This is a genomic window from Sinorhizobium sp. B11, assembly GCA_039725955.1.
Classification (GTDB): Bacteria; Pseudomonadota; Alphaproteobacteria; order Rhizobiales; family Rhizobiaceae; genus Rhizobium.
In genome coordinates this window covers 1,081,623-1,106,291 of the sequence record CP091033.1, presented here as the reverse complement: position 1 = coordinate 1,106,291, position 24,669 = coordinate 1,081,623, and the positions used below count along the sequence as shown (strand labels likewise).

Below are 24,669 nucleotides of genomic sequence, written 5' to 3'. Positions count from 1 at the left end.
AAAAGGTCACGATCGCCAGAGGCCAATTGGAACCCCTTTAGCCCCTCACTCCTTCGCTGCGGTACCGCGTAGCACGCGTATCACCGCGAAGATTGTCAATTTCGATCCTCCGATTTTGCCGCTCGCCTCATGGAAACCGGATCATCCAAGATTTGATGGTGCAAGCCACTATCCTTGTGCCCGGATAATTCGCGCTTCCAGATAATGACCCGCGCGAGCAGTTTCGAAAAAATAGGGGAACCACCTTTGGCGCGAGTTCTCGTCCTGTTTGCGCACCCGGCGCAACGGCCGGCCAGTATCAATACGTCGATGGCGAGGCGCGCCCAGCAGCTTGCGGGGGTTACCTTCGTCGATATCTACGCCGAATATCCTCGTTTCGACATCGACATCGAACGTGAGCAGAGGCGATTGCTGGACCACGACGTGATCGTATTCCAATTTCCTCTTTTCTGGTACTCGACGCCAGCGCTGCTGAAGCAATGGCAAGATCTCGTTCTCGAGTACGGCTTCGCTCACGGACCACACGGGAAAAAGCTTGCCGGAAAGCAGGCGATCGCTTGCATAACCACCGGCGGAAGCATTCGAGACTATTCGCATGACGGTGGAAACAAGCATCCGTTTTCATTGTTTGTCCTGCCCTTGCGACAGACCATTGAACTTTGCGGAATGACCTTTCTTCCGCCGTTCGTGTTGCACGCGGCTAACCACATCGATTCTACATCCGCGAAAATTCATGTCGAGACCTATCCCATACTCCTGGAGGGCCTCCGTGATGGATCGTTAGACATCGGCGCGCTCCGACATCGCGAACAGATTACGGCAGTAGATCTTGCCGAACTCGCTGACAGTCAGGAGACCAACTGATGTCCGGCTTTCTCCTTCCTGCTTTCGCGTATCTCGCTTCCTCGGTCTTCGCTGTCATCATCTCCCGTCGGCTCGGTCTCGGTTCCGTGGTCGGATATATTGTTGCGGGCGCATTGATGAGCCCGGTTCTGCAGCTATCGGAAGCAAATGCCGGCTATCTTGAACAGCTATCGGAATTGGGCATCGTGATGATGCTCTTCCTGATCGGCCTCGAGATTGATCCCAAGATGGTCTGGCGCTTGCGCGCAAAGCTCGTAGGGCTGGGCGGCTTGCAGGTAATCTTGACGGTCGGAGTCGTCACCGCTGTTGGCGTTTTCCTTCATATTGAATGGCAGCAGGCGGTTCTGTTTGGTTTCGTCGCCGCTCTCTCATCGACTGCCATCGTACTGCAGACCCTTGAAGAGAGGGGAGTGCTGGACTCGGATGGGGGACAGGCGAGTTTTGCCGTCCTTCTATTCCAGGACCTGGCAGTCATCCCGATGCTTGCCTGCCTTCCACTGATGGCCGCCGGCGATCAGACGTCTGGGGTCGATCACGGTAGTGGTTGGCTTTCGGGCCTCCCAGGGTGGGTAGCCGCTCTTCTAACGCTTGGTGCCGTGGCGGCGGTCGTTGTCGGCGGCAACTATCTATCACGTCCAATCATGCGCGCGATCGCACGAGACCGCCTTCGCGACATCTTCACTGCATTTGCACTGTTGGTAGTCGTGGCGATCGCCCTGCTGATGTCGTTGGTTGGATTGTCGCCGGCGCTCGGCGCTTTTCTCGGCGGGCTCGTGCTCGCGAACAGTGAATTCAAGCACGAACTTCAAAACGACATCGAGCCTTTCAAAGGGCTGCTGCTCGGCCTGTTTTTCATGACGATTGGCGCGAAGATCGACCCTTCCGTCTTGGTGGCAAACTGGGATTCCGTGATCGAAGCAACTGCCGTGATGGTGGCCATAAAAATCGTGGTCCTCTTTCCGCTCGGACGTCTCTTTCGATTGCGAGATGCTGCGGGATGGCTTTTCGCGCTCGGCTTGGCGCAGGCGGGCGAATTCGGATTCGTCCTCCTCTCGCTCGGTCAAAGCATGGGCCTGATAACTGGCACCTCGGCATCGATTGGAGTGCTGGTTATTGCGTTAGGAATGATAATCACGCCGGGGCTTTTCATACTCTTCGATCAGATTGTCGTAAGGATTGAGAGAGGGAAAACGCCGTCCGCGGAGCCAGAGAGGCCGGGCAGCGGCAAAGTCATCGTCGCAGGGCTTGGCCGGTTTGGCCAGATCGTCAATCGAATGTTGCTGGCCAACGGTTTTGTACCGGTTGTCCTCGATTATCGTGCTGATGTTGTCGATGACCTGCGCAAGTTCGGCGTGAAATCATACTTCGGCGATGCTGGTCGTCCGGATCTTCTTCACTCGGCGGGCGTCGATAAAGCGGATCTACTTGTTGTCGCGATCGACGATCCAGATCGTACGGTTCAGATCATCGAGGCGGCCCGTCGAGCAAACCCGCGGATCACAATCATCGCTCGCGCTTATGACCGGCTGCATCACTACCGCCTGGTCGATGCGGGAGCGGACCATATTGTCCGCGAGTTGTTTGGCAGCTCGGTGGAGGCCGGCGGGCTCGCGCTTAAAGCAATGGGAATGCATCCCTACGAAGTTGAAAAGCGAAAGAGCGTATTCGTCCAACAGGATCTCGCCGGCCTCGCACGAATGGCCACGCTGCTGGACGAAACGACGACACGCATTTCCGACAACGAGCGCTTTGTCGCGGGATTCAACGACATCGGACGAGTCATCCAGGAGGCCATGTTGGGTCGGCGCGAAAAGTACGACGACATGGTTCGGCGTGGATGGAGCCCTCCGGACCTTGACGGCGGTCACGCTCCCGAAAAGCCAACATCAGAGGAACCAGCTTTAGGAGCAGGACGATGAAATATTCCATGAAAATCTTGCTGGGTCTGGTGCTCTTGGCGGCAATTGGGGCGGTTGGAGCCGGCTTGTTCTTTTTCTATCCCCATTCGCTTCCCGAGGTAGCCGCAAGTCCAGCGCAGCCTTCCGGGCAGGAACTGATCGCCCGCGGTGAATATTTGACGATCGCTGGCGACTGTGCTGCCTGTCACAGCACGAAAGGCGGAAAACCATTCGCGGGAGGGCTGCCATTCAAGCTTCCGTTCGGGACAATCTACTCATCCAACATCACCCCCGACAACGACCATGGTATAGGCAACTGGAGCGATGCAGAGTTCGTGCGCGCGATGAGGTCGGGCGTTGGCCAACATGGCGAGAACCTGTATCCCGCATTTCCGTATGCATCGTACGCCTTGCTTTCGACTGACGATATCCTCGCCATTCGTGCCTACCTTAAAACAGTCACGGCCGTTGCGGACGCCGCACCAGAAAATTCGCTCGACTTTCCCTTCAATCAACGCTGGCTGATGCGCGGATGGAACCTCCTGTTCCTGCCCTCGCATCCCCTGGAGAACGATCCATCGAAGGACGATCTGTGGAACCGGGGTGCTTACCTCGTAGAGGGCTTGGCGCACTGCGGCGAGTGTCACACCCCCCGCGGCCTCATGTTCCAGCGGAAACAAGGCCAAGCCCTGTCAGGTGGCGAGGTAGACGGATGGAAGGCATGGAACATCACGAGCGATCCCGAGAGCGGTATCGGCAGCTGGAGCGACGAAGACCTGAGGGCTTTCCTCGCAAGCGGACATGCGAAGGGTCATGGTCCTGCCGGCGGCGCGATGCGTGAGGCGATCGACCTTTCGTTCAGCAAACTGCCGTCATCCGACATCGAAGCTATCGTGTCGTATCTCCGCACGGTTCCCGCCATCAAGACCGATCCCGAAACCAAGGTTGTCCCATCAGTGCCGCCCGCATCTGCCACGGCATCTGAGGATCTCGGTGGTCGCCTCTTCGCGGGCGCGTGCTCGAGCTGTCACGGGAAGGATGGCAGCGGGCTTGTGAACGACCGGGCGTCGATTCAGGGCTCGCATGCTGTCAACGATCCAGAAGGCAGCAATCTAGTTAGGGTGATCCTTCAAGGTTCTTCGAATGAGGCACATTTGCCGGGCCAAACGATGCCTGCCTTCCGCGCGATTTATTCTGACGACGAAGTCGCAGCGCTCGCGAACTACGTGATCGGGCGGCTAAGTGGAAAGAGCGGTAAGGTAACGGCGAAGGATGTGGGAGAGGCGAGGGAGTGAAACCTCTCGCCAACCTATCTCGACGATATCGCGCCCGATTTTTCGCCCGACGTTGATGCAGGTGCTCCTGGCTGCTGCCTACATGCGCTTGCTCGCTTTTCACCTCTAGTCTTGCCAACTCCGAAAGATTGCCTCGTTCCTCGGGCGGCTCCTTCTCGGTGCCGTCGAGTGGCTCGGGTCTTGGCGACCTCGAACTACCCACGGGAAAGGAGGATTAGCGGTCACTTCGGAAGTCGAGGCGTGCCTGGACCCCGTGGAGAGTTCTCACCAGGAACATCATTTGAAGATGCCCGCGGCGCTAGGCTTGTCATTGCGAAGGGCTCACGGCAAGCAAGAAGTAGGCGTCCCATAGTCTCACGAATACGAAGCACGCGCGCAGGAGCTCCGCTTCATCCATGTCGCGAGGGGTAGGCAGCGTGCGGCAAATTAGTTCTCAAAATGAGGTTCGTTGCCAGGCTGGAACCGAAATTTCAACAGTCTGTGAGGAATGCCTCTAGTGGGAGGTGAACGCTCGGAATGACCGTGGGCTCAACGGGCTCTTCGGTGCCGCGGTCATCAACGCTACCACAACTAATCCAGCGACCGCGAACCAAAATGCCGCGAAAAAGCTGTCGCTGTATGCCAGGACGTTGGCTTGGGCTCGAGCGGAAGCTGAAACCGTGGCGAGCGCCTTTGCGGATCCGTTGCCCATGCGATCGAACAGATGACTCAGTTCCGACAGTCTGTACCTTAGCAGTGGAGAGCCATTTGCTAGGCCTACCCCGAGTGCGTTGGAATGAAATTGCTCTCGGTACCGAATGAGTGTCGCGATGAAGCTCGACGTGAGTTCAGCGCTTCCCAATCGACAGACCTGAATGTACGCGGATGTAGCCGTTGAAGTTTTCGGGTCAGAGTTGCCCACGAGGAACACAAACGCGGCAAAATACGTCATGGCCTGTCCTGCGGTGCTAAGCAGGAGGATTGGCCTGAAGCTCTCCGGAAACCACTGCGAGGTGACCTCTGTACCCATTAATGCGGCAATTCCAGTGGTTGACATGCCGATGATCAGGACGATGCGGGCGTCGATGAAGTAGAGAGCAACTCCAGAGACGGCAACGAGGAAAAACGACGGGATCACAGCATACCAAACGAACAGGTCGCCGATCTGGTACGGTCGAAGCGCGGTGACCGTCTGCATCATGCCGGGGATTAGACTGCTACCCATTGCGCTTGCAAATGTGAAAATCGTTACCGCGGCAAGTCCCAGCGACACGTTGCGAATGCGGAGAACGCTGACGTGCGCCCAAGGTTGAGCGACAACAGCCTCGTTGCCCAGGAACAAGAGGAACAGAAATCCACCTGCCATCAGAGTGCTTACGACTGTTCCAGATTCCAGCCAATCCAGCCGGTTGCCTTGGTCCAATCCGACGTAGAGAAATGTCATGGAAGCACCGAGCAACAGCATGCCGCCCCAATCGGCTTTTCCGAGCTGGTTCTGATCGATCGGTTCTTTCGGCGCGCCCAACACGAGGAAAATGCCAATAAGCGGCGCTAGCACGACATCTTGCCAGTAGAGCCACTGCCACCCGAAATCCTCGCCGTAGTAACCTACAAGAGCGAAGCCGAGGCCCTGAGAGAGCGGTATACGCAGGGTATAGATGGCGAGGCCAATCAGCCAGTGCTTGGGTTGGAGGTTTCGAAACACGATCATCAACGTCGCCGGGATGAACACCCCAAGAAGAAGTGCCCGAAACACATGCGCGATGATCAAGAGCGTATGATCGTGTATCGCGGGGATGCTCAGCGACAGCACGGAGTACACGATACTAGACGGCACCATTATTCTACGCACGCCATATACCGTGATCAACCAAGCTACAGCTGGCGCGATCAATATCTGAGGCGCGTTCGCCGCCGTGTAAAACCAAGCCCCTTCATCGAAGCCCATGCCGAACGCCCCACGTAGGTCGGGAAGCCCGACCGTAAAGACGCGGGTATCGAAGCCCACCACGAAGGAAGCTAGCAGCAGGGCCGCAACTATGAAGACTGGTCGTTTCGCCCCAGCCGGCCGCGGAATGGACGAGTCCATAAGTGGCTCAGTCATTGGCGTTGTCTCCGCGTATCGACGGTCACAATCGCCGACAGGCCGGGGCTCGGAACGTCGCGTAACGGCTGGCCGTAGTCGATCGTGATCCTGACCGGGATACGCTGCACCACCTTGGTGTAGTTTCCGGTGGCGTTGTCAGGTGGGAGCAATGCAAATGTCGATCCGCTAGCTGGCGACATTCTCTCGACCTTGCCTCGCAAGATCTTGCCCGGAAATGAGTCGAGTTTCACCTCGGCAACCTGACCGACGTGCATATTTGCTAGCTGAGTCTCCTTGAAGTTCGCTGTCACGTACACTTCGTTCGGAACAATCGGCACAATGTTGCCTCCGATGCTTAGGTAGTCGCCGACATGCGCGGACTGCTTACCTACCGTCCCATCAAAAGGCGCATAGATACGCGTAAACTCGCGATGAAGCTCAGCTGCGGTAAGGGATGCGGATTGCGCTGCGATCTGCGCATCCAAGAGACTTTCCTGCCCCCGCAAGACGTCCAACTGAGCTTTCTGCTGATCGATAGCCGCCGCGGTCGACTCCGCTGTCGCCTGTGCTTGAAGATAGGCTGCGTGGGACTGTTGCAGCCGTTGCTCCGTGCTCGCCTGACCAAGGTTTTGTTGCCGCTCGTATTCGAGCCTTGATTGCTCAAGCGACGCGAGTGCGGAATCGTGTTGGGCTGTAGCGGCGACGATGGCCGCAAGTTGTAATGCCTCCTGGTTCGTGAGGTTTGCCCGCGATGATCTCGCGGCCGAAACATTCGCCGACGCGAGCGAAGCCGCCGCATCGTATTCCCTTGGATCAATCTCAGCGATGAGATCGCCTTTTCTGACATGTTGGTAATCGGCGACATGAGCCGAGACGAGGTTGCCGGATACCCTGGCGCTAATAAAACTGACGTCTGCACCGACCGCGGCGTCGTTTGTGGTTTGATAGGAGGCGTTTGAAGTCCATTCGTTCCAATTTCCGCCCGCGTAAAAAAACTCCGGCCAGCGCCACCCCTACGGCGATGACTGGCAGCAGCATTCTGCCTGACGCGCTCGGCCGTTCCGGCTTCTCGACCCCGATTTCGGGAGATACGCTCCGGGCATCGGGGATTGCTGGTGCTATTTGAGTAGTTATGGAGGTTGCGTTCATCGGAGTGCTTTGCGATGGCAGCCTATGCGCGGCAATGACGGCCATCGCAGCTGTTGCGAGAACAGCATGCTGCACTTCATGAGAGGTTCCGCGGGGACTGCGCGCACTCGGGTTTCGCGCAGTCCCACACTTTATGCGGCGGCGATGCCGTTCAGTGTCTCGTAGTCGAGATCCGAGAGCACGATCTCACGCGAGGCGACGTTCTCTTCAAGATGATCCACTTTAGACGTCCCGGGGATCGGAAGAATGACGGGGCTCCGCCTTAGCATCCAAGCCAGCGCAATTTGCGTTGGAGAGGCTTTGTAGGCATGCGCGATTTCATCCAGGACGGAGCCTCTGCGGGTGAGTTCACCCGACCCGAGCGGATACCAAGGAATGAAGCCGATGCCGTTCTGCTCGCAGTATTCGAGTACGTCTTCGCTTTCGCGATCAATAAGGTTGTAACGGTTCTGCACCGTGGCGACCTTGAAATATTTCGATGCTTGCTTGATCTGTTCAACCGAGACTTCGCTTAGGCCGGCGTTTTCGATGGTGCCTGCGTCAATGAGCTTCTTGATGGCGTCAAATTGTTCGGATGGAGGCACGCGCGCATCGATGCGATGCAATTGCCAGAGGCCGATGCGCTCCACACCGAGCCTTGTCAAACTCCCGTGCGCTTGCGCTACCAGATATTCCGGGCGTCCATTCTGGCCCCACTGGCCGGGGCCGCCGCGAGTCAGGCCCGCTTTGGTCGCGACGAGCATTCCAGGATATGGGTGCAACGCTTCTCTAACGAGCTCTTCGGAAATATTGGGGCCATAAGAGTCGGCGGTATCCACGAAATTGACGCCCAGTTCAGGAAGCCGGCGCAGTGTCTTCAAGACGCCTAAGCGGTCAGTGGGTGGTCCCCACACACCCGGGCCTGTGATGCGCATTGCACCGTAGCCCAGCCGGTTAATTTCATGGTTCCCGATCTTGAATTTCATTGAGACGGCGGTTGGGGTCGTGGACATATTGTCCTCCTTGATGTTCGGCAATCTACGGTCGCTGTGACGCGGCGAAAACGAAGTCTTTGATCAGTTTATTGTGCGCGCGGATTTGAGACTTGTATGATCGGGCTTGCACGTGGTCGGAGGCACAGGTCGCGCGTTTGAGGGCTGGATCGTCCAAGAAGCTCGAGTAAGAGCGTGATCCCTTGGGTTCGGGTCGACGAATCCGATCGATGTCGCCCCGAAGGACAACGCGATAGTCCTTCGCGCCACAGCGGTCGCATGGTTCCGCTGTTGGGATGCCCCTGCCCAAGATTGTGCCCTCAACAGGGCAGGGGCGTTTTGGGTTCAGTCGCGACAAACCGGTCCTACTGGAGATAACCGATGTGGTCGTGCGTGGGTGTCGCCGCGTAAGCGGAATAGGTTTCCGCCCTATCCTGGTAACCGGAGATCACCAGGGCTGTGTGCGTGACAGCTGGCGCGGTTTTTTCATTTCGCATGGGTCGACGAGGACAAAGAATTCGACGCTCTTTCGAGGTAAGCGAATTTGCACGGGGCGCATCCATGCGGTTCGACGCGCTGAGACGGACAGTCATGCCGCGACGCACATCCTTCGGCACACACCTAGACCGATATCGGCATTTGGGCGGCGGACGGTGTCGTCCGCCGCGGACCGATGCTTCAGATACGTCAGGCTTTGATGAAGGCCAGAAGGTCAGGGTTGATGACGTCCGCATGCGTCGTCAGCATTCCGTGCGGATAACCCGCGTAGACCTTGAGCGTGCCGTTCTTGAGGAGTTTGACCGAGAGCTTGGCCGAGTCATCGATAGGGACGATCTGGTCGTCGTCGCCATGCATGACAAGCGTCGGCACTGTGATCTTCTTCAGGTCTTCGGTTTGATCCGTCTCGGAGAAGGCCTTGATGCCGTCATAGTGAGCCTTGGCTCCGCCCATCATGCCCTGACGCCACCAGTTCATGATGGTTCCCTGGGACACGGTCGCGCCGTTGCGATTGAAGCCGTAGAACGGGCCGGTGGGCAGGTCGAGGAAGAACTGCGCACGGTTCGCTGCCAGCGCGTTTCGCAGACCGTCAAAGACGTCGATTGGGAGGCCACCCGGATTGGAAGCGGTCTTGAGCATCAACGGAGGAATGGCGCTGACGAGAACCGCTTTTGCGACACGACCCTGAGGCTCGCCGTAGTTCGCGACGTACCTCGCGACCTCGCCGCCGCCGGTCGAGTGACCGATATGGACAGCGTGCTTGAGATCCAGGTGCTTGTAAACAGCGTCCGCGTCCGCTGCATAGTGATCGAGATCATGTCCGTCAGCGACTTGGCTGGAGCGGCCGTGACCACGGCGGTCGTGGGCGACCACCCGATAACCATGTGCCAAGAAGAATAGCATCTGGGCATCCCAGTCGTCGGACGAGAGCGGCCAGCCGTGATGGAACACGATCGGCTGGGCATCCTTCGGACCCCAATCCTTGTAGTAGATATTCACGCCGTCTTTGGTTTTCACGAAACCGTCGGTCATCGAAAATTCTCCGCTGTGGGTGGTTTGAGATTGCTTCTGTGCTGCAAGGCTGGGTGCGGCCATAACAAGCGATGCGGCCGCGCCCGCCATAAGGGTCTGTCTACGGGAAAGGGGTAGGTTAAAATCGTTTGTCACCGGAGACTCCATCTCGGTCAGAGTTGATGGAGTGAAAGTAACGACGACATATCTACGGATATTGTCACATCCGGCCGCATTGCGTCTTTGGCGCACGTACACATCTCGGAGTAATTGTTGCGATCCACAGGTTCCGAGATATGAACGAAGAAACACGTTCTAACGCGTGAAACAAACGCTAGGCGGACCTAGCTTCTCGACAACAACGACATTGAAATCGAATAAAAATTCTCAAGCGGATGGTTGGCGTTGCTGAGTTTCATCCTCAACACGGCTCCCTCGTAGGCGTCGATCAAGAAGCGAGCAAACTTGGCGGGTTCAAGGCTACTCTTGATTTCTCCGCTAGACTGGCCTTCCCGAATGGTTTCAGAAAGCAAATCGATCCAGGTCACCAGCGATGCGTCCAAGGTTTCGCGGAGCAAGGGAATGCTATCGGACGTTTCCGCACTAAGATTGACGATCAGGCAACCACGATTGAGCTGCGTTTTTTCGGGGCCGTCCAACAGATGACGAAAGTGTTGCGCGATACGGTTCAGCGGAGTGGTGCCGCGATCCTTCAGAATGTCACGTCTGGTCGAGGCCACGTAGTTCGCAACAACCTCGACCGCAAAAGCTTCTTTTGTTTTGAAATGATTGTAAAAACTGCCTTTAGGGACACCAGCCTTATCAACGATGTCCTGCACGCTGCAGGCTGAGTAGCCCAGTTCGTGGAAACGATCTGCCCCGGCGTTGACGAGCCTCTCCTTCGTCGTTGGACGCATTGTTGTCTCCCTTTCCCCGGCTAATGGGGTTGATGTGTATAAACTACAGTATTCGGAGTATGAAATGTCGGCGCTGATGGTCCGTAAGCATCCGCTGCGTTCTCAAAAATCACAAATCCTACGACCTCTCCGACTGCATCCGGGCTAGTGGGCTCTCGTCAGAGTCGCCAGCAGATCACCGGTCGCCTGCTCATTTGAAGTAGTCCGCGCGTCGGCAGTACCAAACGCTATACAGGCGGCACTGGATACGCAAACACTGAAAACGCGCGCCAATCGGTTAAAAGTGCTCGATTATACAATACCACCGGGCGGCAGCCTGTTGGCTTGCGACCCGGTTCACGGCGAGGCCCATAAATGAAAATCGGTTCTGTTAAAATCACGCGCATAGAGGAATATCGTGGTCCGGCTTTCATGCCGCGAGACCTGCTGCCCGATTGGTCGGCCGACGCGGTCGCCCCGCATCTCGATTGGCTAGAGCCACACTATCTCGATCGCGGAACCGGAAGACTGGTGATGTCGTGCCACAGTTGGCTGGTCGAAACTGAACATCTCAAAATTCTTATCGATACATGTACGGGGAACCATAAGCAGCGGCCTGGCGGGGCTCCGTTGTTCGACATGTTGGACACCCCCTACCTGGATAGGCTCGCCGATACCGGGCTGCGCCCGGAGGATATTGACTATGTCCTGTGCACCCACCTTCACGCCGACCACGTAGGATGGAATACACGCCTGTCGAACGGGCGGTGGATTCCTACATTCCCCAATGCGAAATATGTGATGTCGAAGACGGACTACCAGGCGTTATCGCCGGAGGGTGGTGGTGGTTCGTTCGCGGCCTGGGGCGCTCTGATGTACGAGGACAGCATCCTTCCGGTCGTGGAAAATCGGCAGGAGATGCTCGTCGATGGTGGCTTTCAGATCGGGGACAACCTAATCGCGGAGGATTCCCCTGGGCACTCGCCCGGCCATCTTCTTTTCGCGCTTCGCGATAACGACCAGGAGGGGCTCTTTATCGGGGACATCATTCATCACCCGATCCAGGTCTACTATCCGGATTGGAACAGTGCGTTTTGCTTTGATGCAGACCAAGCGACGAGAACACGCAAGGGTGTCCTCGAGCGCGCGTTTGATAGAGGCAGTGTGCTGTTGCCGGCGCACTTCGCAGGACGTGGCGCGTGCTGCGTTTCGCATAATGCCACTGGGTTTGCATGCATTGGTCTCGAAGAGGGACCGTCCGCGATTTCCCATGCGATGCACAACTTGGCGGGCTAGGTTCTCGCCAGGGGGGCCAATCCTCAAACGGCGAGAAGAAGCTCTGCCTTCTGAAGCTCAATTCTCGGAGGTGTCTCGGGGAACGATCTAAGTGCCTCTTCGATGAGACGCTTGGATGTCGAGTGCGCGTCGTCCTCCAGCCATTCTGCGTTACTGTTGGCTGCCCTTAGTTGCCACAAGGGAGACCCTTGAGCGATCGCACCTGAGATCGCCTGCGAGTATAGATCACGGGCGGCTGCTGGGTCGGTGTGACGAGCGAGGTCACCTTTAATCCTAAGGAGTTCCGGACGACACCAGCCGGCGTCTCCCGCGAGCGCCCAATCCACGAGATAAGAACCTGAACGCTCCCCCGCTAGCGCGATAACAGTCTCCAGCCGCGCTCCGTTGGTGTCCCCAATGAACGCGGTCTCAAATTGCCTCGTCGTGGCGTTTGATTCTGGGAACACCAGCTCGAAGGCGTCGGCCCAAAGTTGCGATCGGAACATAGAGTGTTTCGTCGATAGTTCTCGAAGGAGGGCCAGATGATGCCTCGCAGCCTGATATTCGCCCAAACCGAAATACACCGGAAAAGCCGAGACATATATTGCGAGGCAAGTCGATATCGCATCGTCCAAGTTCAATACCTCGGCGATGGCTTCCTCCGCGAGAGAAATCGCGCGTTCGGAAAATCCCTGAATCCAGGCCGTTTTAGCCATCAACATCAGCGCGACTGTTTTTTGATCGTATCCCGCACCGCTCGTCAACGTACGCCCAATTGGCCCACGAGTGGCTTCGACGGCAATATTGCACAGATGGTTCGTTTTTTCGTGCTGTCCGAGGAAGTGGGTGTTCATGGCAAGAATTCTGCTGCTTGCACCATGAGCGACCTTGCCGAACTTCGACTCCAGTCGAATGGCGATTTCAGCAGCCTCCGAGTATTTCCCATGGGTGGTAATGATCGCGCACCGCCCGCTGTGAGCCCTCACGATCTCGACATGATCACCGATCGTCTCGGCGATCTCGGCGGCTTTTTCGAATTCGCGGATCGCTTGTTCGTCCGCGCGCAGCCCTCTCACGTGAAAGAGCACAAGGCCAAGAGTTGAACGAAGCTGGGTCTCGATCAGAGGATCAACGTCCGCGGTCGCTTCCAATAGCGCCACAGCGCGCTCAACGACCTTCAGCTGCTCGTTCATAAGGCCGAGTTGAGTCCAGAGGATGTGGGACGCAGCCGTTATTTCGAAGCATAACTTCCGTTGACCCGCATCAAAGCACCAGTCCAGCGCGGCACGGACGTCGTGGATCAAATCCCCGTGCGCGTGAAGCCACTCGAACTTATCGAGGTTTCGCCACCCGGCTTTCGCGTGTTCAAGTTCCGATCTGACCCAGCGCGCGTGTGAAAGGCCACAGGATTCCGCGAACTCGCCAGCGCTAAGCTGCCTACGAGCAAAGGCGCGCGTCATTTCCAGAAGTCGCAGGCGACCATCTCCACGGGAGGTCGACACCAGCGATTTGGCTCGTAATGCTGAAAGCGCGTCGGAAAAAGTCTCTCGATCGAGAAAATCCTCTGCAATCGACCAAGCCGCGTCGCTTGTGAACGGACCCGCGAACACAGACAGATGGTTGAGGAGTGTCCTCTCTTCCGTCGTGAGAAGATTGTAGCTCCACTCGATCGTTGCCCTCAGTGTCTGCTGTCTTGGCGGTGCGGTCCTCCGACCGCGCCACAGGGTGTTGATCGGATCACTGAGAGAAGCAGCGGTGTTTTGAAGACCAAGGCCCGCAACTCTTGACGCCGCAAGTTCGATTGCCAACGGGATTCCATCTAGCCTGCGTACGATGTCGGCAGCAATCGAGATATCTCTCGTGTCCGTAAGTCCGCTTTGCCCGGTGGCAAAAACCAAACGCTCGTTGAACAGCTCCAGAGCGGAAAAGTCCTCGCAGACCGAAGGCAGGTCATCCTTCTTCGGGACTTCCAGGCTGGGTACCAGCCGGACTTTTTCCGAGGCAATTCTCAAGGGTTCGCGGCTTGTCGCGATCACTGAGGTGGATGGGGTCAATTGTAGAAGCCTGTCAATGACGCCGGCGCAGCTATCGATCAGATGCTCGCAATTATCAAAGACCAGGATGGTGCGCGAATTTCCCAATGCTTGAACGATGCCGGGGATGGGGTCCGACGAAAACACGCTGAGACCAAGGGAAGAAGCCAGGTGCGATCCTATCAGTTCCCCATTGGAGAGGGCCGCGAGATCGAGAAACACTACGGCGTCATTTTCTGCCGCAAGCGAACGAGCGATTTCGATTGCTGCGGATGTTTTTCCGATGCCTCCCGGCCCGGTGATGGTCATCAACCGCATTGAGCGCATTAATTCGACACTCTGTGCGATGAACTCTTGACGCCCGATCAGCCGGACGACAGTGCCGGGCAAACCGTAACGCGTCGAAGGTGCTGAGGATGTAGATGAGGCATCAGTAACTGTGGAGACAGGCTTTGCGAATTTGTACCCAAGGCCCGGGACACTTTCGATACAAAGCGTGGCTTCGCCGTCGTAGATCGCCTTACGAAGGGCCACCATGTGCACGCGCAGAGAAGCTTCATCGACGTACGTACTCGGCCAGACTGTCCTGATAATTTCTTCTTTGGTGACGACCGTCCCCGCCTTCTCGACCAGGCAAGTCAGGACATCGAACGCTCGTGCGCCAATCCGTACGGCTGCTTCGCCCTTGCTCAACCGGCGCTGGCCAGGATCCAGTTCGAATTCGCCAAACCGATAGATTGTCACATTCACCTCAAAATGGAACGGAGGCGCAGGTGCCAACGTCCGCAGCATATTGATCAATAAAACACTACAGCAAGAATACTGGAACGGCAGCAATTCCAACAGCAACCAAAAATATGGTTGCGACATTCATCCACGCAACTATCCATGTTCATGGTTGAACGCAATTTATCTGATGGTTTCAGCACTTTGCGCGTCTAACGATCCATCGGATTTATTTTCTGGCTTTAAATGTAACCGTTCAGATCTTCGGGTGTGATTTCAAAGTTAGGCTTCGTGCACCGACCAATCGAAGCTGGTTCAAGTCGTCAGGATCACGTCCCTGCTGGGGCGTACCTTATGCGAGGTACATTGAGATCCCACAATTTCGCAAACCTGCTCTCCAGCCACATCGACCGTTCGCTTAGTATGTCGAGAGAAACTCAATTGGGTTGACAGGGCGATCAGGAAATTGGGCAGCCGCTGGACCTTGTTGAGGATCAGCTTAGTGGGCGCATCGACCGGGAATTCAATGAAAACGGCACTTCGATTCGGGTCGGAATTCCCGGTGCTAGGGTAGTGCGCATACGATTTGGCTTTGCCGTCGTTGAGACACACGATTGGCTGCGCTTCGAAAACCTCGGCTATCTTCAAGCCTTGCACGACGGTGCCAATGTATATTCGCTTGAGGTAGCGCTATTGTGGGATCTGAGCGCACCATCTCGGAAACACCCTCAAAATCTAGTGTCGAACTCTCGATCTGTAGATGTTACCTCGTCTCGGGTTTCTACAACGAAAGCGGGAATCGAGTGCGGTGGCCACTATCAACAATGAAATACAGCAGCTCGTCGAAAATCCCCACGAGACGCTCAATGTCGAAGTAAAGAGTTGGCTCGATCTCACCACAAAAGCCGCGATGGCAACGCTCGCGAAAGCAGCCATTGCCTTGGCCAATCATGGTGGCGGCACGATTCTTCTGGGACTTTCCGAGCGGACGGACGGCACTTTCGAAGTAGCAGAGCCGCGTCCTGCGACGCTCGAAGCCTATAGCCAAGACAGCATCGCAAGGATCGTTTCGAGCTATGCCGAACCACCGTTCCAGGTGCAGGTAATCCATGCTGAACGACGTGAAAGCAATTCGATTCATCCGGTCGTTATCGTGCCCGGTGGCCACCGCGTCCCAATCCAGGCGAAGAAGGGCAGCCCCGATCAAAAGACCTTGGTTGTGGGGCACGTCTACATCCGCCGCCCGACTCCCGAAAGCGCGGAACCAGCTACGGCAATGGAGTGGCGCGACCTGCTCGATCGGTGTGTGCGCGCAGGAAAGGACGATCTGCTCGACGCGATGCGAAGCATCCTGGACGGACGCAGCAGCGCTCTCGAGACTACGCCCGAAACCGCTCTTCAGTCGCTAATCCGATTCAGAGACGACGGCCTCGTCAGGTGGCGGAAATCGCAAACGGACACTGACCCGGCGGCTCCGCAGCCGCTGGGCTACTACTGCGCCTCGTACTCAATTCTCGGAGACTTTACTCCGCCAGGGTTCAACGAACTTCGAGGATTTATCGATAGGGCGACTGTACGGCATTCTGGCTGGTCCCCGTTTTGGGTGCCTACTCGGAACGAAATCAGCCCGTACGTCAGGGACGAAGCGATAGAATGTAACCTGGACGAAGGGGCCGCGAATATCTTACCGACCCGGCTCACCAGGATTTCTGGCGTGTCTCTCCAGAAGGAAAGGCGATGTTGGTGCGAGGTTTCGACGAAGACTCCCACCCCGGAAAACTGGTGCCCGGCAAGAAGTTTGACGTGACTCTGCCAGTCTGGCGCATAGGCGAAACGCTCCTGCAAGCTGAGGCGTTGGCGAAAATTCTGTGCGATGGTCCGGCAAGTCTCGTATTCAATGTCAGATGGGTCGGCTTGCAAGGCCGGGAACTCACGAACGTCGAAAATCGCAGATATATTCGGAGCGCTCAGATCGCGAAGGAAGACACCTTTGAGCGGTCAGTCACCCTTGATGTATCGACTATATCCGATCAGTTGCCAGAAATTCTCTACGAATTCCTCAGGCCGCTTTACTCGCTCTTTTCATTCAACGAGCTGTCCAAAGCGCTGGTCGACGAAGAGACGACTAGATTGCGTTCCTCCAGATTTTGAGGTTTGCGTAACGCATGCGCTTGAGCGCTTAAACAGTGCCGCCCGCAGCGATGACCGCCTCGGTCGTGTCGACATCATGCAGCGCTGCCGGTCCAATTTCGACATCGACAATCGGGAGTCCCGACAGTCGGATGATATTTCGCGCGCCAACGTCGCCCTCAAGAGACAACAGGTCGCTAAACAATTGCTTTGGAATGATCACCGGGTTCCCGCGAACTCCCTGGTGTGCTGCAATGATGATCGATTTGCCGTCGCGGGTAGCGAACGCGTCAACAAGAGCATTCAGATGCAACGTTGAAATGGTCGGCATGTCGGCTAGCATGACTAACACTCCATCTGCGGACTGAGCTTCTGGCGTCGATATCCCTGCAATAAGCGAACTCGATACCCCCCGCAAAAAATTGGGGTTCTCGACAATTTCTACTGGAAGGTCGATGAGAGCCGCCACGATGTCTGGGGCTCGAAATCCGACGACCACAACGACGGAGTCGGCCTTGCTGCCACACCCACGGGAAGCGATCCTTCTGACTAAGGGGACGCCATCGAACTCTGAGAGGAGTTTGCTGTCTACTTCAGTTCCATAGCGACTGGCCTTTCCGGCCGCGAGCAGGACGACAGTGACTTTAGGGGGCTCGCTCAGAATGTCGGTCAACTCCTTCAAATTGCGGACGTTTGTCGTGATTTTACTCCGAGGCTGATCAATGGATTGGACATTCCGGTCTCGTAAGAGCCCACAAAAGGCGATTAAAGAGTGCGATCCCGAAGATGGGGATTCTAAAATAAATAGAATTATCGACGGAACTATATTTGTAGTTGACCGAAGCGCCCCCACTATGTTTATAGTAATGCATATATCGCTCTAATCTATAGGTTCCGTTTCTTCTTTTATGGGGGTGCGGCATGCTTAGAATTGTTCGATTTACATTCTCTGATCCCGGTAGTACTTCGCCGCATCCTTGGTCGGACTCCGATCTCAGGAATTGGCTTGATGACACCATTCCCTTCAGCATGGCAAACTATTGGAAGGCGGTTTCATTTGGCGAGGCGTCGCTTGCATTCGACATTCTGTCGTCGGTCGCTGTTACGAGGCCGAATCCCCCCCTTGTCGATGGCCCCAGTCGCGAGGCATTTGTCGAGACGGTGGCTGACGCCGTGGAGGCAGCTCAAGCAAATGTAGCTTGGAACAACGGCGATATCCTTGTTGCAATCGGCGCGGAGAACCCGGGTCAGAATTTCGGCGGCCAAAGCTCATTGGTGCGAACAGGTCCGGATGACAGCACTAAGGTGACACTCGGTGTGGTGTTCATCAGCCTAGACACAGGTTTCGACATGATGGCTGAGGAGGTCGGACATGCATTCGGCTTTCACCACGGTGTTGACGCTGCGGGGAACGACTACTGCGATCGTTATTGCTTCATGTCATCAGACAATTATGGAGGAACGTCGCCGAAGTTCAGCCGCCCCAAAGACCCAAGGCTTCCCGTTGCAATCAGGCCGGACGGAACAGATGCCCAAAGGATCGTGGGACCGATGCTCAGCGCGTCCCAACTGTATTTCGGCCCGTGGGCGGCCAACGTGCAGGCCAAGGGGCTGTTCACGGAACTCACTCCTTCCGATGTGGCGAACGGAACGACGATAACACTGAATGCACTGGACGCAGCGGTCGATGGTTTCCCTGGCAGCATCCTTCCAATAGCCGTTTCGATCCCGTCACCGACAAATGACAACAGGTATACGGTCGAACTTCGACGACATGCGGGGTTGGATCTCGGAATATCTGAGATTGGAACCGACCTTAGCGGCGTGCCGACAGCTATCGTAATTTACCACTGGGCAAACATCGCCACGTTGACGCCCCGTGATCACGTGATGATGGCCGCGTTCCTTCCTCTGTATCCGGAGATGTTGGACCGCGACATTACGATCGCGGGACTCAACGGCAACAATTTTGGAGTTCGTGTCACAAGTCTGTCCGGCGACGCTTCGACTGTGAGGCTCTATATCGCCGAAGCACGAAGATTCTCGGCAGTCTCGTTGGACCTTGAGTTGATTGACGAAGTCCTCGCGTCGAAGAGAGAGTTTCCCGTTGCCCGACGGTTGGTCCGTCCCTGCATTTTTGTTCCTGCTCGGGATTACTCGTATTCCGTCCTCTACGAAACCCATCATTTTAGCGTCTTCGCCGATGCTTCCAATTTTCAGCTCCCGAGTATCCGCATCACCGTGGAAGGCAAGATATTGGTCGCCGACGGTAACTATCACGACATTGAATTCAACGTGCGAATGGCCACGCCTCAGCTAGGGGAACCGACCAAATCCGAAATGCAGCGGATCACCGCCCGCTACATAATGAAGGGCAATACCGCGCGCATCTTGTACGACACATTGGCTGCTCCATTGGAGCGACGTGGAAATTTTGCGCTCTCCGTGGTGTGCACAGTCGACGAGGCCGCGCCAGGCACGACGACTTTTGATAGCCGAACGGTCAACACAACACTCATATTCACGAACATGACGATTGACGCTGGAGCGGCTTATAGAAGTGCTGCGAAGGCGTGCGATGCGCTAATCGCGCACATCAACGTTCGCCCAAGAATTCCACTGAACCGCACCGGGTTTGCCGGAGGCTCCAACTTCTGAGAGAGTGGAGCCGATGAGCAAGACAACGAACAAGTTTTCACCCGAAGTCCGCCAACGCGCCATCCGTATGGTGCTGGATCACGAGGCTGAGCACCCGTCGCGGTGGGCAGCCGTTTCATCTATTGCGGGCAAGATCGGTTGCTCGCCAGCCACGCTGCATGAATGGGTGAAGAAGACCGAGGTCGACAGCGGCAAACGAGCAGGCTTGCCGACCGACGCGGCCGAGAAGATGAAGGCTCTTGAGCGGGAGAACCGCGAGCTTCGTCAGGCCAACGAGATTTTGCGCAAGGCGTCTGCTTATTTCGCGATGGCGGAGCTCGACCGCCCCTTCAAACGATGATCTCGTTCATTGACGACCACCGTGGCGTGTTCGGGGTCGAGCCGATCTGCAGGCTTTTGCCGATTGCCCCATCAACCTACTACGAGAATGTCGCCAAGCGCCTGGATGTGGATCGTCTGTCGGTTCGCGCCCGCAGCGATATCGGCCTGAAGATCGAGATACGCCGGGTGTTCAATGAGAACTTCCAGGTCTACGGGGTGCGTAAAGTCTGGCGGCAGTTGCAGCGAGAAGGCTACGCCATCGCCCGCTGCACGGTCGCTCGGCTTATGAGGTCGATGAGCCTGCAGGGGATCATTCGAGGAAAGCCGGTCCGCACGACATTCTCGGACAAGGCAGCCCCGAGCCCGCTTGACCGGGTAAACCGCCAGTTCAAAGCCCCAGCACCAAATAGGCTGTGGGTTTCGGACTTCACCTATGTCGCGACCTGGCAGGGTTTCGTCTACGTGGCCTTTGTGATCGACGTCTTTGCCCGGCGCATCGTTGGCTGGCGGGCGAGCCGGACGGCACATGCGAGCTTTGTCCTCGATGCCCTTGAACAGGCACTTCATGATCGGCGTCCCGTTCATGGCGGCGGGCTCGTGCACCATTCGGACAGGGGCGTTCAATATGTGTCCATCCGTTACTCCGAGCGGCTGGCAGAAGCTGGCATAGAGCCTTCTGTCGGAAGTGTCGGCGACAGTTACGACAATGCCCTCGCCGAAACGATCAACGGTCTCTACAAGGCCGAGGTCATTCATCGGCGCGGACCATGGAGGAATTTCGAAGCGGTGGAATTCGCCACTCTGGAATGGGTCGACTGGTTCAACCACCGACGACTTCTGGAGCCCATCGGAAACATACCGCCAGCCGAGGCTGAAGAACGCTACTACGCCATGCTGGACGAACCAGCCATGGCCGCATAACTCAAACCAAATGGCCTCCGGCAAACCCGGTGCGGTTCAAGCTTCGGTGATGTTAGCCCTGGAGGACTCGGCTGTCGGTAACTGCTTCACTGTTAAGTACTTAGGGGGCCTATGCTCCACAACTTACCGAAAAATGATCGCAAATTGGGTTGCATTGGGCAACATGCAGAACCGTTGTTGGCTCATCCATGCCGAACGGTTCGATGAACTGCTTGGAACGGAGGGTACGAAGATATGCTCCCACCGATAGACGCAAAGCCCAATTACAGATTTTCTATCGAAGACCAAGGCGAACGATTTGAAGCCACGTTCGTCAAATCGAAAGCCAATGGTCAACTCGTATTTGACCGACACGATCGAAAAGAACGATGGTACGTCGATCGGGCCAGATACATTTTCCTGCGTACTTACGGTAAGGCCATACACCTCGACCCCAAAGCAGAAGGCGTCGAAAAGTTCGTGGTGGAGCCGGGAGCATTTGAACCTATGCTCCCTAGCGACAGTCCCCAGGTCAGGACCCGCAAAAAGCGATATCTAAAGGCGACGATCAAACTCTTTATGTGGAGTGCATTGACGAGTACGACATTCCTCGCTCCAATGAACCGATCAAGGCCTTCATTGAGCAACATGTAGAAACGCACGTGAAACTCTTCGGAGAAGCAAAGCTTTTCAAGAAAAATCAAGAGTTCGCCCCTGGGGCAAGTAGCCTCATCCGCTATTGTCGCGAGTACGGCGAGAAGCACTTCAGACCGTTCCAGTTTTTCCTTAGCAACAGTGGTGGCGATCACAAGTCCGGGCGATGGTCCAACTGCATCAAGGTTCTGAAGTGGACGATGCAGGAGTGGTACTGGTCGCCATATGCGCCTTCCGATCGCGCCGTTAAAGGCTGGTTTGACGGCGAAGTCGCGAAAGAGAAAAAACGTCGACTTGCGTTAGAGCTCGGTGACGAGGCCGGCGATGAGATGCGAAGGCTGATGTCGGAGCTTCCTTCTGTCGAGCATCAGGGTACTGTGGCGATACCTGAGGCGCTAAAGATCGATCTGGCGTCTCTTTCGAAGGATGACGAAGAGGGAGCCAATTTCACTGAGCCATGCCCTGCGACGCTTCAAAATTGGATCGATGCCGGTGCTACTCTTGAAAATATTGCGAGGCGAGAGGGGCGTACCATCGCCAATCGCCAGATCGAGGGCGTATACCATAACGCTGTTGTAACACACCGGCCACTGGAATGCGTGGTCATGGACCATACGCAAGTTGACATGCACGTCGTTGTTTACGACGAAAAAGGGAACATCAAAGAAGAGACCTATCGGCCTTGGTTGATCGTCGTCATGGACGTTCATAGCCGAATGGTTTTGGCAGCTAACCTGTCGATAGGGTCGCCGTCACTGCAGACACTCTACGCGGGCCTCAAACAAACGCTGAAGCCCAAATATTTCTTAAACCACCTGAACTTGGGCGACGCTTACGCTTGGTCGCTTGATTGCTTCGGCTTGTTCAAGCGAATGCTAGTAGACAACGATCTAGCCAACACTGGTCGCTCTCTAAGGTCATCGGCAGCCGCAATCGGAATGAGGGTGTCGTTCGCACCCGTTAAGACACCACCTTATAAAGCTGTGGTGGAACGGTTCTTCAAAACGTTGAACACCAACATCTGGCACGAGGCAGATGGAGGGGTACGAGAAAAGCCGGGTGTCTCAAAGGTCGATCCAAGGATCACCGCACGCTTCACTATCAAGGAAGCTCAGGAGAGGCTCTGGAATTGGATCATCACAGTTTACCATCTCGATATCCACAGCGAATTGGGCATGCCGCCCGCTCTGAAATGGAAGGAGTCACTTGAGAAGTACACCCGTCCTCTTGTTAAGGATATGCGCGACATCGACGGTGCGTTTGGGAAGTCGGGGACGCGAGTCTTTACCAGAGCTGGCATCGAATATCGAAACGAGCACTTCTACGATCAAGACCTTACCACGCAGTTGCTCGACGATCTGGCTGGACTGGTGAAGGGGCCGCGTGGAACCAGAGAGTTGAACAGCACTCGCGGCTTCGAGATCGATTTCACAGAACAGGACACCGTAAGAGCGCTTTCGGTCTTCAATCCAGCGCGGGGTGAATACGTCGATTATCCCAATCGCGATCCAATGAAGACTGGCACATATGAAGATGAAGTCATCGAGCGCCAGAAGCGGAATCAAAAGGTCGATAATTTCTTCTCCCGCAATCAGCTCAAAATCAACGTTGCCGACCACCTTGCCGGACTCAAAATCAATCCGACCCCGGTCGTCGATGTCGCGGCAGAGAGCGCGGCACTTGCGGCCGCAGGCAAGGACGGGCGCAGTTCAGCGCACAACCTCGCGGCCAAACGGCGTACTGAACTTGTAGAGCAAAGGCCGGCGGCACGACGTGGCAGCCGCAGCGCCACCATCAAGGCAATGGAAACTCGTGCGGCGAATAAAAAGCGTACTGACGGTACAGCGACTGAAATTCATGATGACCTGCGTCCCACTGCTCCACCAAAGAAACCACCCGTAATCGAGCTTCGCTCTTCGTCTGCTGTAGCGCCAAATCCCGCAGATGCATCTGAAAACTTAAAGACTCTCCAGACCGCCAACCCATTTGCAGTGGGCGGAGGCGGCCATTTAGACGGCAGTGAGACCGACGTCGACGTCTCGCTAGAATAATGAAACGGAAACACGGAGAATATTGATGACAGGAAGAGTGTCCTCGGGCGTCATTATGGCTCGGTTCAAGGAATGGTATGTTCCTCATCCCATGGCTCTTGATGTGATGAAAACACTTAACGACCTTCGCGAGGCGAAGCGGAACTCGCGCTATGATACCGAGCAAACTGGAGCTCACATTCTCGCGCCATCTCATTGCGGCAAGTCTCACATCGTAAACAAAATATATTTTTCCAGGCATGTCATCCCTGAGATTCGAGCAACTGGCCGGTTCAGCCCTGACGTCAGTGACGGGGACATAAAGAAGCTTCAGAAGACAGTCGTCTACACGAAAGTGCCGGCAAAGCCGACCCAGCATGACTTTGCGTCGATGGTGTTGAGTGCATTCGATATCCCTCTCTGGGCATTCGCACGAGAGACGGCACTGCAGCGGATACAACGCGCCCGCAAACACGCCGAGGATGTTGGCAACGAGCTGCTTATTCTCGACAGGTTCGATCAGCTCACTAAACTGCATGATCGCGAAACGATGAAGCAAGCGACCGTTATCCAGGAGATCACCAAGAACTTAATGGAAGACGGATGGCCGATTGTCCTTGTGGGCCTGCCAAATGCAAAAAAAGCTATCAATAACATGCAGCTAAAAGTCCGAATTAAGAAGCTTAAAATGATGCCCCTAAAGTTTAAGCAAGAAGCGGCTGAGTTCATAAAGTTCCTAAGAGGGTTAGAAAAATTGATGCTCCAAAGTGGGATGTTCGATGAAGAAAGCGGGTTGTGTGAGAGCTCAGTTGCACTTCGACTGTACTACGCCTCTCAAGGGCGACTTGGCGTTCTTTGCAATATTATTCGAGACGCCGCGATACTTGCGTCAGACGGTCGTCAGGCTCGAATAGAATACCATAACCTCGTAACGGCCGTGGAAATGGGTCCACTGGAGGACGGGATTTGCAGATACAACCCGTTCGAAGAAGATGACGAGGAAGGAATTGCTGCGGATTGCAGCGCGCGCCATGCCAAGGATGAGGAGCACTACGACAAGGAATACCACCAGTACTTCAAACCCAAGAGACCCCGCACACGGAAAGCTGCGGCTGAGGAAGCGCTTCAAGCACTTGCCGCGTAGCGACGCAGCATTGAAGTACAGAGTGACAATGACCGCAAAAAATCCCTGTACCACAGGTTTTACGAAGGTGAAAATTGACAATGAATTTGCGGCTTTAGCAGATTTGGCTTCAACTGACTTCCGGTTCTTGGATAGCTCCGAAGGGAGTTGT

At 55.8% G+C, this 24,669-nt stretch carries 17 protein-coding genes and 1 other annotated feature; of the genes, 10 read left to right on the top strand and 7 right to left on the bottom strand.

Annotated features, from left to right (window positions below):
* Positions 1-246 precede the first annotated feature (246 nt).
* The 3 genes from LVY75_05000 to LVY75_04990 are packed head-to-tail and all read left to right on the top strand — an operon-like array spanning position 247 to position 4,057.
* Positions 247-864 carry an NAD(P)H-dependent oxidoreductase gene (locus LVY75_05000; protein ID XAZ19517.1) on the top strand — a complete coding sequence of 206 codons (618 nt, stop codon included), beginning with the start codon at positions 247-249 and terminating at the stop codon, positions 862-864.
* The gene (locus LVY75_04995; GenBank protein ID XAZ19516.1) at positions 864-2,783 is read left to right on the top strand and encodes a cation:proton antiporter; all 1,920 of its coding nucleotides are present in this window, start codon (positions 864-866) and stop codon (positions 2,781-2,783) included. Before LVY75_05000 ends, LVY75_04995 begins: the two co-directional genes overlap by 1 nt.
* Positions 2,780-4,057, top strand: coding sequence for a c-type cytochrome (locus LVY75_04990; protein ID XAZ19515.1), 1,278 nt, complete (start codon positions 2,780-2,782; stop codon positions 4,055-4,057). Before LVY75_04995 ends, LVY75_04990 begins: the two co-directional genes overlap by 4 nt.
* Before the next feature lie 493 nt (positions 4,058-4,550).
* On the opposite strand, the gene LVY75_04985 is transcribed toward LVY75_04990, so the two are convergent.
* From LVY75_04985 to LVY75_04965, 5 genes are all read right to left on the bottom strand, one after another.
* Positions 4,551-6,140 (bottom strand): MFS transporter, encoded by a 1,590-nt coding sequence (locus LVY75_04985; GenBank protein ID XAZ19514.1) that lies wholly within the window; start codon positions 6,138-6,140, stop codon positions 4,551-4,553.
* Positions 6,137-7,024, bottom strand: coding sequence for an HlyD family secretion protein (locus tag LVY75_04980; protein ID XAZ21329.1), 888 nt, complete (start codon positions 7,022-7,024; stop codon positions 6,137-6,139). Before LVY75_04980 ends, LVY75_04985 begins: the two co-directional genes overlap by 4 nt.
* A gap of 378 nt (positions 7,025-7,402) precedes the next feature.
* Complete coding sequence (locus LVY75_04975; protein ID XAZ19513.1) at positions 7,403-8,263, bottom strand: aldo/keto reductase; 861 nt, start codon at positions 8,261-8,263, stop codon at positions 7,403-7,405.
* Between the two features lie 666 nt (positions 8,264-8,929).
* Positions 8,930-9,862 carry an alpha/beta hydrolase gene (locus LVY75_04970; GenBank protein XAZ19512.1) on the bottom strand — a complete coding sequence of 311 codons (933 nt, stop codon included), beginning with the start codon at positions 9,860-9,862 and terminating at the stop codon, positions 8,930-8,932.
* 233 nt (positions 9,863-10,095) lie between these two features.
* A complete protein-coding gene (locus LVY75_04965) occupies positions 10,096-10,668 on the bottom strand; it encodes a TetR/AcrR family transcriptional regulator (GenBank protein XAZ19511.1) in 573 nt (190 codons plus the stop codon).
* Positions 10,669-11,022: 354 nt separating this feature from the next.
* Between LVY75_04965 and LVY75_04960 the strand changes: the two genes are divergently transcribed.
* Positions 11,023-11,943, top strand: a complete 921-nt coding sequence (locus tag LVY75_04960) for an MBL fold metallo-hydrolase (GenBank protein XAZ19510.1) — start codon at positions 11,023-11,025, stop codon at positions 11,941-11,943.
* 23 nt (positions 11,944-11,966) lie between these two features.
* Here the strand turns inward: LVY75_04960 and LVY75_04955 are convergent, their stop codons facing one another.
* Positions 11,967-14,825 (bottom strand): helix-turn-helix transcriptional regulator, encoded by a 2,859-nt coding sequence (locus tag LVY75_04955; GenBank protein ID XAZ19509.1) that lies wholly within the window; start codon positions 14,823-14,825, stop codon positions 11,967-11,969.
* A 664-nt stretch (positions 14,826-15,489) separates the two neighbouring features.
* On the opposite strand from LVY75_04955, the gene LVY75_04950 reads away from it, so the two are divergent.
* Together LVY75_04950 and LVY75_04945 are read left to right on the top strand one after the other, a co-directional pair.
* Positions 15,490-16,488 carry a putative DNA binding domain-containing protein gene (locus tag LVY75_04950; protein ID XAZ19508.1) on the top strand — a complete coding sequence of 333 codons (999 nt, stop codon included), beginning with the start codon at positions 15,490-15,492 and terminating at the stop codon, positions 16,486-16,488.
* Positions 16,464-16,832: a hypothetical protein gene (locus tag LVY75_04945; protein ID XAZ19507.1), complete on the top strand. Its 369-nt coding sequence runs from the start codon at positions 16,464-16,466 to the stop codon at positions 16,830-16,832. The genes LVY75_04950 and LVY75_04945 overlap by 25 nt, the downstream gene beginning before the upstream one ends.
* 28 nt (positions 16,833-16,860) lie before the next feature.
* On the opposite strand, the gene LVY75_04940 is transcribed toward LVY75_04945, so the two are convergent.
* Positions 16,861-17,484 (bottom strand): nucleotidyltransferase family protein, encoded by a 624-nt coding sequence (locus tag LVY75_04940; GenBank protein XAZ19506.1) that lies wholly within the window; start codon positions 17,482-17,484, stop codon positions 16,861-16,863.
* 248 nt (positions 17,485-17,732) lie between these two features.
* Between LVY75_04940 and LVY75_04935 the strand changes: the two genes are divergently transcribed.
* The 4 genes from LVY75_04935 to LVY75_04920 all read left to right on the top strand — a co-directional run bounded on the left by LVY75_04935 (position 17,733) and on the right by LVY75_04920 (position 24,518).
* A complete protein-coding gene (locus LVY75_04935) occupies positions 17,733-19,469 on the top strand; it encodes a hypothetical protein (GenBank protein ID XAZ19505.1) in 1,737 nt (578 codons plus the stop codon).
* Between the two features lie 13 nt (positions 19,470-19,482).
* Positions 19,483-20,711, top strand: a protein-coding gene (locus LVY75_04930; protein ID XAZ19504.1) for an IS3 family transposase whose coding sequence is annotated in 2 segments (ribosomal slippage) — positions 19,483-19,777 and positions 19,777-20,711 — 1,230 coding nt in all. Because the reading frame shifts where the segments join, the coding sequence is not laid out codon by codon here.
* Positions 19,764-19,880 (top strand) — a sequence feature (AL1L pseudoknot). (Overlaps the previous gene by 117 nt.)
* Before the next feature lie 641 nt (positions 20,712-21,352).
* A complete protein-coding gene (locus tag LVY75_04925; GenBank protein ID XAZ19503.1) occupies positions 21,353-23,395 on the top strand; it encodes a transposase family protein in 2,043 nt (680 codons plus the stop codon).
* Positions 23,396-23,420: 25 nt separating this feature from the next.
* A complete protein-coding gene (locus LVY75_04920; GenBank protein XAZ19502.1) occupies positions 23,421-24,518 on the top strand; it encodes a TniB family NTP-binding protein in 1,098 nt (365 codons plus the stop codon).
* Positions 24,519-24,669: the final 151 nt, after the last annotated feature.